The sequence below is a fragment of the Acinetobacter sp. BD54 genome (assembly GCF_044778325.1).
Classification (GTDB): Bacteria; Pseudomonadota; Gammaproteobacteria; order Pseudomonadales; family Moraxellaceae; genus Acinetobacter; species Acinetobacter baumannii.
On sequence record NZ_JANJEP010000004.1, the window covers coordinates 1 to 11,795 of the forward strand.

Genomic DNA, 11,795 nt, shown 5'->3' on the forward strand with positions numbered 1-11,795 from the left:
TCAATTACTGACTTAAATTTCGCTCAAATAAACTTCGAGTAATTTAAACCAATCAATCAATGAAAATTATTTCGATTAATCAATCAGTAAAAATCCACACAAGTTGTTCTTCAATTCTCTTAATGATCTTCTTACTGGTTCGTCACCAGCAAGCTAGGTCGGCTATATTACTCTTAATCTCTTAAAAGTCAACAGGTAATTTCGATATTTTTAAAACTTAGTCTCTAAACCATCTCATCATCAAATTCATCACTTAAAGCAATCAACCTAATCACAAGTAACTGTTTTTCAACAAGTTTATATCTGCATCACCGCCGATGGATGTGCATTATAGACCATTAATAACCCTTTGCAACCCCTTTTTATAGCAATTCATATCAAGCGTACATTTTTTAGGCTTTTTGGCTATATTTCTATATAATTTGATCAATTTTACATTGATAATAGCTTATCGCTTCTGTATTAAAATATATCTCTACCCAACTGCATATTGAATATAGCCTGGCTAGCGGTTAAGGAATTATATGAATTATTCTAATTTACTTTTGTCGAGCTTATTAACTGTAGGTCTTTACACCTCAGCCCATGCTCAAGAAAATCTTACTGAAGAATCTGCCGCTAGTTCGGAAGATGTTACTTCAACCCAGACTCAGCATAGCCGACCTCACTTACAAATTATTAAAGATTTGAAAGGCATAAAAGTTAAAGATTTAAAGATCAACGCAAATGCTGCTCAACCGGATACAGTAAAAGATCCATTACAGTCACTGAACCGTCCAATTTATTCTTTTAACGATATGTTAGACCGCCATGTTTTGCGTCCCGTTGCTGTTGAATATAGAGAAAAGACGCCAGAAGATGTACGTGGTTCTTACCGACAATTTCGTAAAAACCTTGGCGAACCATGGAATGCTGTTAACCAGCTAATTCAAGGACGTCCTGGCCGCGCAGCAAAAACTTTAGGTCGTTTTACTATTAATACGTTAACAACTTTAGGTTTAGCCGATCCAGCGAGCCGCTTAGGCTTACCTCCTGAAGAAGAAAGCTTTGGTGTAACTCTCGGTTACTATGGCGTTCCTTCTGGACCATTTCTTATGCTGCCTTTCTTTGGACCAAGTACTTTACGTGATGGCGTTGGCTTGGCTGTAGATGCTCAGGCCCGTCCACAAAAATACATTATGGATGATCAAGATGGCCTGTATTGGTCGACTAATCTATTACAAGCCGTTGATACACGCGCTCAATATCTAGATTTAGACCAAACGATACAAGGCGATCAGTATGCGATGATTCGTGATTTATATCTCCAACGTAAAGCATTCCAGATTGCCGAGAAAAAAGGTGATTCGGCAGATGTGTCTTTTATTGATGATGACGAATCTGAAGATGTACCAGAAGATAACACTGATAAAACCGAAAAATAATTAAAGGACAAATCAAGGTATTGCATTTTTCTTATAGAAAGGTAATACCTTGATTTTGGTCATACATCCTCTATGATGGATAAAGTGATCTTGAAAAAGGACTACCATATCTTCTATGTATTTTATTAAACCGACACGCTCTATCCCTTTCGTAGAGCAAGCTCTGGAAGCATTACCAGACTTACAAGTCATTCACATAGATGATCTCGATTTATACGACCCAACAATTATCGCAATTGCTGATGTACAAGATTTCCTAACTTATAAATGGCGTTTACCTACAATTGTGATTGCTTTTGAGCATGAAGGTAGTGCTTTAGCTCAAGCATGGGAAGCTGGTGCTCTTGCAGGATGGGTATGGAACCAATTACCTAAAGATCTAAATAAAGCTTTAACAAGAATTGATGCACAATATAAACGTAATCAAGATAGCCGTGATTTACCTTCGGCAGCAGAATTACAAAAACGTTTATTGCCAAATCCTATTGATTTATTAAATTATGAGGTTGAAACTTTTTTCCAACCTTCTGCCTATTTATCAGGCGACTGGTACGACTACTGGAAGCTCAATGATAAAGAGGTTTTATTTTATCTCGCCGATGTATCGGGGCATGGTGTAACAAGTAGCTTATTAACTTCTTGGATGGCAGCCTTTCATGGTCGCTCCAAAACACCACGACAGTTAATCAAAAAGTTAAATGGGATGCTGGTTCAAGAGAATATTGAAAAACATATTACAATTGTGGTCGGTATTCTAAATCTTGAAACTCATAGTCTTCGCTGGTCTAGTGCAGGTCATTACCCTCCTCCAATTATTTTTGAACCTAATCAACCTCCAAAAATTTTAACCACCAGCAGCTTTCCCTTAGGGTTAACTGATGAGTTAGAAGTTGAAGAACATGTATGCACATTAAATCGTCATGCACGTTTCATTATTTGCTCAGATGGAGCACTAGAACCATTTGATGGCGGCTTGAATGATCAGTTTCAACAATTAGTTCAACATTTGCAAAATCAATCATTCCAAGCCCCTGATCACGTTGCTGATGACATTGCCATCTTTAGTCTTTGTCGAATGAATTAATTTAAGAATCAATTAATTACATAATATACGACTTAAGGACTCTTGAGTCTGAGATGGCACTATGTGATAATTTTTCTATCCTTCTCTGAAAATGGCATTTATATGTCAACAGGTCATGTTGAATATGCAAGTTTAAATGGAACGCATATTTTCAAGCTTATTGGTGAAGTGCGAGCCCATTCTTGTATAAGTCTAGACAAACTTTTAAACAGAATTGAACAGCAAGAAAATGTTGTTGGTGCAATCGTTGATTTAACCCAAACAACATTTATTGATAGTACTGTATTAGGTATCCTAGCTAAGCTAGGTTTAAAACTGAAACAGACTCATCATATTCAAGCTGTGATGCTATCTACCAATCCAGATATCACAACCTTAGCCAACAGCATGGGGCTAGGGCAGGTTTTTGTCATCCTGAATTATTGTGGCGATCCTAACGTTTGCACTTTAACGTTAACTGACGAGCACATTACTCATAATGCGATGCTAAGAACCGTTCTGGACGCACATAAGACATTGATGAAACTCAATGCAAATAATCAGAACATGTTTGAGCCGCTTGTTAAGCAATTGCAAAAAGAACAAGACACGCTTGAACAAGTATCTGATAAGCAAAATGCCTAAACTTTATTGCTAATCTGGATGTGTATATGACTCTTGTTTCGGTTGTTCAAATGAATTCTCAAGATGACATTGAAAGCAACTTTCAAGTGATTGAGTCATTGATTCAGCAAAGCAAGGCTCAAAATGCCAGCTTAATAGTTTTTCCCGAAAACTTTGTTTGTTTTGCGGCTGGCAAACAGCGTGAAACAGCAGAGCAATTTGAGTCGATTCAACAAAGACTTGAGAAACTTGCGCATCAGTATCAAATCTGGATTGTTGCAGGCACTCTACCGTGCCCATTTCGTCCAGATGGTTCCATCATACAAGATGGTCGAGTGCGCACAGTGAGTTTATGCATCAGTCCTGAACGTACCGAAGCACGTTATGACAAAATACATTTATTTGATGTACAAGTTGGCGATGCTGTGGGTGGATATCAGGAATCTCGTTTCTTTGAACCAGGAACAGACGTTGTAGTCACATCTACCCCTTTTGGCAATATTGGCCTAATGGTATGTTATGACTTGCGTTTTCCTGAGTTAGCTTTAACCCTTAGACAGCAAGGTGCTCATCTATTAACTGCTCCTGCTGCATTTACCTATACAACAGGTCAGATGCACTGGCAGCTTTTGCTGCAAGCACGTGCAATGGATAGCCAATGCTATGTTTTAGGGGCTGCGCAACAAGGTTGGCATGGGGAAAAACGCCAAACTTGGGGGCATGCAGGAGCAACTGATAGTCGTGGTCAAGTTTTAAGTATGATTGGTTATGAAGGGAACGGTTTAATTACGGTACCTTTTGATTTAGCTGCTCAAGAACTTGTGCGTACATCAATGCCTTTAATGATGCATCGTAAATTAATTCACTATTAAAAGCTTAATTATTCATGTGGAAATACTTATTTAGCATTTTTTGCTTAGGGGCAAATATTCACTGTTATGCGACTGATTTCGGGACAACGAATAATTTTGTCTCTCCAAATTTGCAGCTTAAACAAAATGTACTACCTCCTACTCCAAAAAATATTCCTCTGCCTGCTTTTGGCCAGCGGATTATTGGTTGGGGGACAGGTGCAGAAGGTGCCAGACAGCGTTTAGAGAATATTCAGCCTGCCGATGTTTCTATGATTAAAAAACAAGGAGCAACTTTAGAAATGATCACGGCCTGGCAAGATTTTTATGAACAAGAGCAACAACGTAATGAAAATAACCCAACTGCAAAATATCGTGCTCGTTTAATGAAAAAAATTGCCGACCTTTGGTAACCATTTTAAATTAGTATTTTTAAGTAATGGAGTAATGTTTAGATTACTCCATTTTTTACGTTATCTTATTTTTATCAATAGCTCTAAATTATGAGCATTTAAGAAATTAAACATAAAGCGATATACTAGAAAAGCACCAATTAGTTTTCTGAGGAATATATGGACCAAGACTGTCAAAATCTAAAGCTTGAGAATCAATTATGTTTCCTCATTTACTCAACAAATTTAGCCCTTAATCAACTTTATCGCAAACTTTTAACTCCATTAGGGATTACTTATCCTCAATATTTGGTGATGTTGGTGTTGTGGGAAAAAGATGAGATTACTGTTTCAGAAATTGGCAGCAAGTTATTTTTAGAGTCTTCAACTTTAACCCCAATTTTAAAAAAGTTAGAAGCATTGCAGCTTCTTAATCGTACTCGTTCAAAAGAAGATGAAAGACAAGTCATTATCACGCTTAGCGAAAAGGGGAAAAAACTTAAAGAACAGGCCGTAAATATCCCAATGCATATCTTAGAGGCCAGTTCTTGTGATACGGCTACCCTTCTCGGTCTCAAAGATCAATTAACACAACTCCGTACAAATATAGCTAAATAATCACCAATTTTTTTACAAAATTGACTTGTTAAAATAATTAAGTCGTGTACGATATATTTGCATTCAATTTAATTTAGGAATAAAAAGATGTCATTAGAAAAAGTTGTGTATCGTGCAAAAGCCAAAGCAACAGGTGGCCGTGATGGTCGTGCAACTTCATCAGACGGTGTATTAGACGTACAACTTGGTGTACCTAAAGAAATGGGCAGCGCTGGTGGTGCTGTAACTAACCCAGAACAATTATTTGCAGCTGGTTATTCAGCATGCTTTTTAGGTGCTTTAAAATTTGTTGCAAATCGCGATAAATTCAATATTAGCAAAGATGCGTATGTTGAAGGTGAAGTCGGTATTGGTCCAATTCCAACAGGTTTTAGTATTGAAGTTACTTTAAATGTTTATTTAATCGGTATGGACCGTGAAGAAGCTGAAAAGTTAGTTGCAGCAGCTCATATCGTTTGTCCATATTCAAATGCAACTCGTAACAATATTGATGTGACGTTTAATATTGTGACTGAATAAGTTTTAATATAAAAAATGCCAGAATCATATCGGGCATTTTTTATATCTTACAAATTATGCTTCACTTGCTTCATTGGTTACACGAAGCACTTCTTCAAGTGTAGTTTTACCTGAGAGCACCTTACGTAAACCATCATCGCGAATAGAACCAGAATACTGACGAGCATGGTTTTCTAATTCAAATTCAGCTGCATTACCATGAATGAGACGGCGCATAGGTTCATCAATAGGTACAATTTCATAAATCGCTGTACGGCCATTAAACCCTAAATGAGAACACTGATCACACCCTTGAGCCTCTGGTAACTTTAAACTTGGTTCATGAGAAATATGCTGAAAAACTTGCTTCTCAAAAGTATCGGCTTCACGCCATGTCATACAATGTGGACATAAAGTACGAACCAAACGCTGCGCAACCACCCCAATTAAAGAGCTTGAAAGCAGGAAAGGTTCAATCCCCATATCTTTAAGTCGAGTCACTGCACCAATAGCGGTATTGGTATGTAGTGTTGATAACACCAAATGACCTGTTAAAGATGCCTGCACCGCAATTTCAGCAGTTTCTAGATCACGAATCTCCCCCACCATGACCACATCTGGATCTTGACGTAACATTGCTTTTAAAGCTCGAGCAAAAGTCATATCTACTTTGGTATTCACTTGAGTTTGGCCAATACCTTCAAGCTGATACTCAATTGGATCTTCGGCAGTTAAGATGTTACGGGTGTTGTCATTTAGATCAGATAAGGCAGCATATAAAGTTGTCGTTTTCCCCGAACCAGTAGGCCCTGTGACCAAAATAATACCGTGCGGACGATGTACTAGCTGAGTTAAACGCTCATAGTCATTTGCCATTAAACCTAGGTGAGTCATATTAAGGCGACCCGCTTGTTTATCGAGTAAACGCATGACCACCCTTTCACCATGTGACGATGGCAAAGTTGAAACACGGACATCGACTTCACGACCAGCAAGACGTAAAGAAATACGTCCATCTTGCGGTACACGCTTTTCGGCAATATCGAGTTTCGCCATAACTTTAATACGCGAAACAAGTAACGGGGCTAGTTCACGGCGTGGCTGCACAATTTCACGTAATTGACCATCTACCCGTAAACGAACTGATAGCTTTTTCTCAAAGGCTTCAATATGGATATCTGAAGCTCCAACACGAATTGCCTCAGAGAGAAGTGCATTGATTAGACGAACAATAGGCGCGTCATCCTCTTGATCCATTAAGTCTTCTGTTTCAGGCACCTGATCTGCAAGGCTTAATAAATCTGGATGGTCTTCTAAGCCTGCGGCGACTTGTTGGGATTCACCTGTATCCCCTGCATAACTGGTACTTAATAGACTATTAAATTCTTGTTCAGTGCATAATTGATAGTGTGCAGGTTTCCCCAAAATTCGTCTTGCTTCCTGCAATGCAATTTTTTCTGTATTTTGACGTCTAACAATAAAAACTTGATCACCGTCATAACGAAATAAAACACCATGACGCTTGGCAAAACTATATGGAACTTGTATTTGTTTCAATATTTGCATCACAATTTATAATGATGAGTAAGATGATTTTGAGTGTACTCTAAGCAGATTACAGCGTGAAGTCTGTTTAACAACTCGGTAGAGGAATTTTACGTCTTGTTTGAAAATAATGAATATCAGCCTCACCCCCAGAATTCTTTAAAATGGTGGGGTGAACAGCACTTTGAAATTAACCAGTCCAAAGCATGGCAATTCGGTTCAATGCTCTTTCGTTTAACACGTGGTATAAAAGAATGGCGTATCGAATATTATCGCCCGACTCTCCAAGATGATAATGAGCAAGATTGGCACATCATAACGGATGCAAATTTTGGTTTTCCACATTCTGTGCAAGTCGAACGTTATATGTTTCGGAAAACTAATCCGAAGTTTCTACTCATGCCACGTTTGGCGGACCGATCAGTGGTAATTAAACCAGTTGATCCAATCTACATTCCAGCGGGTCAACGTGGGACACTTTATATTAGTACCCCCCTATGGATTGCCGGTTTAGTTGAAAGTCAGCATGAACCTTTATTTGAGATTCCTGTAATTCAACCCAAAGATACATGGTTTGGTCCTAATGCCCAGCAAGGTGAAATTTGTTATGCAACCTCTGTTGATGGTCGTACCGATTTAAATCTATTAACCCCACGTGCTTTTCGTGCAGTTACGCCGATCGATTTTCATAATACCAGTAATCATCAATTACGCTTTGATCGTATGAATGTACCGGTTACTGCCCTACCACTATTTTATAGTGAAAGTACGGGACGCTTATGGACATCACAAATCAAAGTCTACTATGAAGGCTCTGACCGCCCAGCCCGTATTCGTATTGAAAACCGTACTCCCCCTCTGGCAGGTGAAGTGACTTATGTTCACCCACCACGTTCACCGGGTGGTGCGCTATTTAATATGTTTGATTCATTCTTTTAAGGGGGTTTTATGGCCGATTCAAGTATTCCAAAAGATATCGCTGATAGCCTCAAAAGCATATTTACCAATATCAATACCGAACGAATTAGTGAAATTTTAGTCGGTGTTGTGCTTTGTTTTATTGGTTTTGTCCTTGCCCGTATTATTTCAAATACATTTATTAGAACCGTTGGCTCACGTTTTAATGCTCACCAGCGTCTGGTATGGCGCCGCGGTATTTTCTATTTTATTTTCTTACTCTTCATTATGACGAGTTTAAAAGAAGCCGGGTTCAAACTTAGTGTATTTCTGGGGGCAGCGGGGATCTTAACAGTAGCACTCGGTTTCGCATCACAAACATCTGCCAGTAACTTGATTAGTGGTTTATTTTTGATTGGTGAAGGTTCATTTGAGGTCGGTGATACGATTCAAATTACACTTATTCGCGGGAATACAATCGAAGGCGAAGTTATCTCAATTGATTTGCTTTCGGTAAAGTTACTTACACTCGACAACGTCTATATTCGTTTACCAAACGAACAACTCATTCGTGCTCCTGTACACAACTTATCAAAATATCCAATACGGCGTATTCCAATTACTTTGGCAATTAACTTTCATGAAGACATTATTAAAGTTCGTGAGGTTCTACTTAACGTCGCAGCGAATTATCCACTCGTGTTAGATGATCCAAAACCTGCTGTTACAGTTACTGCCTTCAGGGAGTCATCGATTGAGCTTTTATTTGCAATGTGGTGTCGTCAAGAAAACTCTTTAAAAGTTCGAGATGAAATGCAAGAACGTATCCGAAATGGTTTTTTAGATAACCAAATTGAAATTCCTGTTCCGAAAATGGGCTTAATTGATCGACCATCTACTGCTTTTGCTGAAGATGATATCGATCAATACAGCAATCAAAAAGAGTTAAAACGAGAGCCTAAAGCTTAGGCTCTTGATTCTTCTGTACAGAGGATGACGGTGGTAATGGCGCAAGATAAGCAATAATCAACATTACCCCACCTGCTCCAATAAAAGAAATGACCCGAGTTAATGTCGCACTTTGTGATAGATCAAGCAAAATTAGTTTTAATACAACAATCCCTAAAAGTGCAGCGCCTACAAACCAGAGTTGACGAATCATTTTTCGACTAGAGTATGTAGTCAAAATAAATGCCAATATAACCCAAAGTAACGTCAAACTTAGCTGTACTACACCATTTGTCCAAATTGAAGCACTCCATAGCGGTGTTGCCCAGTAATGGTGCAAGCCTCTGACGACTACACTACTAAATACCAGTAAGCCCACTAAAATTGTTGTAATTTTAAAAGTCCATTCCAGCGATTTATCTTGATCAAAAGCATGCTGATAAATAATAAAGAGTAAGCCAGCGAATACCAAAATTGAAAAGAAGTCAGTTAAGTTAATTAAAGAAACAAAGTAAAGATATTCAGCAGAATGAACATCAACACTCACTACAAGCAACCAAATGAGGCTTAAACACCACACCGGAATTTGATGTAATAGTGTCGTTTTATGAGTTTGATAAGCCCAAAGCGAATAAATCACAGGAACAAAAGCCAAAGCGACTATTGGCATTTTTGGGAAAATAGTCACGCCAACTATCGCTAACGCTAACCAGCTTAAACCAGCCCATACCTTGATGTAACCCAAATGACTTGACTGCGGTTGAGCCATAATAAATAAGCCACTAAGAATAATGGTAGAGACTAGGAAAGTAGTTTGTTGTAATGAGTCTACCCATTTAAACAAAGTAAATACTTGACTCGCAAAGGCCTCCCCTAAAACCAATAACAGTAACAGGCTAATTAAAATTAACTGCAAACTTTGCCATTGCACACGAAGTTTATAGTGAACAATCGCACTAAATATTGCTATTAGAGCGATAGCAAACATCAAATATGGACTTAAAGCATGATGATGCCATGCCATTATTTCTACACCTGCTACGGCGCCCGCATACATGCCTAAACATAAGAAAATACCGCTAAACATGCTTGCGCTAAAATAGCGTTGTTCTTTGCTGTTGTATTGCAATAAATAAAAGGCCGAAATGAATTGGGCAATTGCATAAATGCTAGTGCTTAGCGTTGGAAACTCTTCATTTGCCCAAACCTGATAAAACAGTGCAAGGGAGCTGAGTAAAACTAAAATCACACCAATATATCGGCTTAAACGGTAGCGTTCAGTTACTCCCCATACAATGAGGGCCGTTCCTTGTGCAACCCAGCCAATAGCAGTCCAGTGCGCCCCTTTTGCGAGTGGAAAAATTAAGGCAAAAAAAGCAACCGCGAGAATGAAAAAACTTTTTGCAAGGACTGAAAGCTGAGGATGAGTTTTTTTAATCCAGAACGTTAACACCGCATAGGTGCCTGCTAAAACAGCAGCACCAATTGTTAAAGCTTGGGTCGACTCATGAACTAAATAGGCATGAAGCGTAAAGCCTAGTACAGGTACACTAAAAATAAGACCAACATCTAAGAGCGGAGGTAAACGGATTCCCTCTTGTTTTTCATGTTCTGAAACCCGAGAGATATTTTGGCTATAACGAACACTTAACCAAATAAATAACGCTATATGGAGCCATAAAATCCAGTCTAATGTGTCAAATTTTGCTGGCTCTGCATAAAATGCGATTGCACTACCGCCAATAAACATTGTGGCAAAGAAAGCGATCTGATTTAGGATTTTCCAAGGCTGAATAAAATTAACCGCAGCGACTGCAAGATTAATAACAAGATAGTAACTAAATAAAAAAACTACATCAGGACGATATTGCGGAATAACTAAAGGAGCCGCATAAGCCATACCCAGTGCGAGTATTGCCAAATAAATAGCTTGTTGTTTTAAACTCAGGAATACTGTAATTGCTAATAAAATCGTAAATAGAATACTTGCTGTAGTTAGGCTCGTGATTACACCAAAATGATGTGAGAACACAAGCGTTAGAAAGACAACAGCTAACCCTACACCTTGCAATGCTACAGCAAATAGCTGATTTTTCTTTTGCAAGGTATATCCAAATGCTGTTAATACACCGCCTGCAATCGCAATAAAACCAAGTTTCACGCCTAAGCTCAACTGCCAATGCTCACTTGCAAAACGCAGTAAGAGCACTACCCCAACCATAAGCACAGCAACAGCAACCCTTAAAATTGGATTACCATGAATCATCCAATCGACTGCTGGTTGCCACCATGCGGTGGTCTGCGTACGAACTGTTTGTTTTTCTTGATTTAATGCTATTGTTTCGGGTAAAGCTGGCTCGGTAATATTGTTTGGATCAACTTGCTCTAATACAGGCGTTATCACTTCTGTATGTATAGATTCATTTACATTTACTGTTTGCTTGGCTGTCTCGAGGAACAATAAACGAGTATGAAAAGCGCTGATGGTTTGAATTAAACATAATAATAAAACCAGTAAAGCCCCACCAGCAATCCACATCCAATGATTGATATAAGCAACTAATGCAACCAAGGCGGCTGCATAAATCACTGTTCTTTGCATATGAATAGAATAAAGTGGCGTTTTTTGCTGAGAAAACTGCTGTTCTAAATGAGTTAAACGCTCATGTAGATTTGACAGTAATTGAACGAGAATGACAGTAAGTGCAATAGATAAAGCAACAACGGCACTCTGAAATTTAAAACCAATTGAAATGGCTAAAAACAAAGTCAAAGCGATCAAAACAATGATCATTCCCTGTTTGTCTTTTTTATACATGGGCTTAGCAATATGACACCTTCATTACAGGTCATCTTACTTCAAGCCAATACAAGCGTATATTTATACATACAAAATACTGCAAAAATCATAAACCTGCATTCATAGCCGTTTTCA

General features: G+C 38.5%; 11 protein-coding genes. 9 read left to right on the top strand and 2 right to left on the bottom strand.

Translation table 11 applies throughout. From position 1 onward, the window contains the following. Nucleotides 1-524 precede the first annotated feature (524 nt). From NQ782_RS07370 to NQ782_RS07400, 7 genes are all read left to right on the top strand, one after another. Entirely contained in the window at nt 525-1,424 is a 900-nt protein-coding gene (locus tag NQ782_RS07370; RefSeq protein WP_001109856.1) for a VacJ family lipoprotein, read from the top strand. A 115-nt stretch (nt 1,425-1,539) separates the two neighbouring features. Continuing rightward, entirely contained in the window at nt 1,540-2,508 is a 969-nt protein-coding gene (gigA, locus tag NQ782_RS07375; protein WP_000273589.1) for an RsbU family protein phosphatase GigA, read from the top strand. 102 nt (nt 2,509-2,610) lie between these two features. Continuing rightward, complete coding sequence (gigB, locus tag NQ782_RS07380) at nt 2,611-3,132, top strand: anti-anti-sigma factor GigB (RefSeq protein WP_000103065.1); 522 nt, start codon at nt 2,611-2,613, stop codon at nt 3,130-3,132. A 26-nt stretch (nt 3,133-3,158) separates the two neighbouring features. Beyond that, nucleotides 3,159-3,983, top strand: a complete 825-nt coding sequence (locus tag NQ782_RS07385; RefSeq protein WP_000177091.1) for a carbon-nitrogen hydrolase family protein — start codon at nt 3,159-3,161, stop codon at nt 3,981-3,983. Nucleotides 3,984-3,997: 14 nt separating this feature from the next. After that, nucleotides 3,998-4,375, top strand: a complete 378-nt coding sequence (locus NQ782_RS07390; RefSeq protein WP_005112058.1) for a DUF4951 domain-containing protein — start codon at nt 3,998-4,000, stop codon at nt 4,373-4,375. Between the two features lie 159 nt (nt 4,376-4,534). Continuing rightward, nucleotides 4,535-4,972, top strand: coding sequence for a MarR family winged helix-turn-helix transcriptional regulator (locus NQ782_RS07395; RefSeq protein WP_005112061.1), 438 nt, complete (start codon nt 4,535-4,537; stop codon nt 4,970-4,972). Nucleotides 4,973-5,059: 87 nt separating this feature from the next. Beyond that, entirely contained in the window at nt 5,060-5,491 is a 432-nt protein-coding gene (locus NQ782_RS07400) for an organic hydroperoxide resistance protein (RefSeq protein ID WP_267581183.1), read from the top strand. 54 nt (nt 5,492-5,545) lie between these two features. Here the strand turns inward: NQ782_RS07400 and gspE are convergent, their stop codons facing one another. Continuing rightward, nucleotides 5,546-7,036 carry a type II secretion system ATPase GspE gene (gene gspE / locus NQ782_RS07405; protein ID WP_001166321.1) on the bottom strand — a complete coding sequence of 497 codons (1,491 nt, stop codon included), beginning with the start codon at nt 7,034-7,036 and terminating at the stop codon, nt 5,546-5,548. A 96-nt stretch (nt 7,037-7,132) separates the two neighbouring features. On the opposite strand from gspE, the gene NQ782_RS07410 reads away from it, so the two are divergent. Beyond that, nucleotides 7,133-7,954 (top strand): hypothetical protein, encoded by an 822-nt coding sequence (locus tag NQ782_RS07410; protein ID WP_000462729.1) that lies wholly within the window; start codon nt 7,133-7,135, stop codon nt 7,952-7,954. Between the two features lie 9 nt (nt 7,955-7,963). After that, complete coding sequence (locus NQ782_RS07415; RefSeq protein WP_000785635.1) at nt 7,964-8,881, top strand: mechanosensitive ion channel family protein; 918 nt, start codon at nt 7,964-7,966, stop codon at nt 8,879-8,881. On the opposite strand, the gene NQ782_RS07420 is transcribed toward NQ782_RS07415, so the two are convergent. Then, nucleotides 8,871-11,678 carry a DUF2339 domain-containing protein gene (locus NQ782_RS07420; RefSeq protein WP_057093068.1) on the bottom strand — a complete coding sequence of 936 codons (2,808 nt, stop codon included), beginning with the start codon at nt 11,676-11,678 and terminating at the stop codon, nt 8,871-8,873. The genes NQ782_RS07415 and NQ782_RS07420 overlap by 11 nt on opposite strands. Nucleotides 11,679-11,795 lie beyond the last annotated feature (117 nt).

What these genes read in the sequence shown, in the direction of transcription:
- NQ782_RS07370 (WP_001109856.1), top strand. Translation starts at nt 525, where the DNA reads ATGAATTATTCTAATTTACTTTTGTCGAGCTTATTAACTGTAGGTCTT.
- gigA (WP_000273589.1), top strand. Translation starts at nt 1,540, where the DNA reads ATGTATTTTATTAAACCGACACGCTCTATCCCTTTCGTAGAGCAAGCT.
- gigB (WP_000103065.1), top strand. Translation starts at nt 2,611, where the DNA reads ATGTCAACAGGTCATGTTGAATATGCAAGTTTAAATGGAACGCATATT.
- NQ782_RS07385 (WP_000177091.1), top strand. Translation starts at nt 3,159, where the DNA reads ATGACTCTTGTTTCGGTTGTTCAAATGAATTCTCAAGATGACATTGAA.
- NQ782_RS07390 (WP_005112058.1), top strand. Translation starts at nt 3,998, where the DNA reads ATGTGGAAATACTTATTTAGCATTTTTTGCTTAGGGGCAAATATTCAC.
- NQ782_RS07395 (WP_005112061.1), top strand. Translation starts at nt 4,535, where the DNA reads ATGGACCAAGACTGTCAAAATCTAAAGCTTGAGAATCAATTATGTTTC.
- NQ782_RS07400 (WP_267581183.1), top strand. Translation starts at nt 5,060, where the DNA reads ATGTCATTAGAAAAAGTTGTGTATCGTGCAAAAGCCAAAGCAACAGGT.
- gspE (WP_001166321.1), bottom strand. Translation starts at nt 7,036, where the DNA reads ATGCAAATATTGAAACAAATACAAGTTCCATATAGTTTTGCCAAGCGT.
- NQ782_RS07415 (WP_000785635.1), top strand. Translation starts at nt 7,964, where the DNA reads ATGGCCGATTCAAGTATTCCAAAAGATATCGCTGATAGCCTCAAAAGC.
- NQ782_RS07420 (WP_057093068.1), bottom strand. Translation starts at nt 11,678, where the DNA reads ATGTATAAAAAAGACAAACAGGGAATGATCATTGTTTTGATCGCTTTG.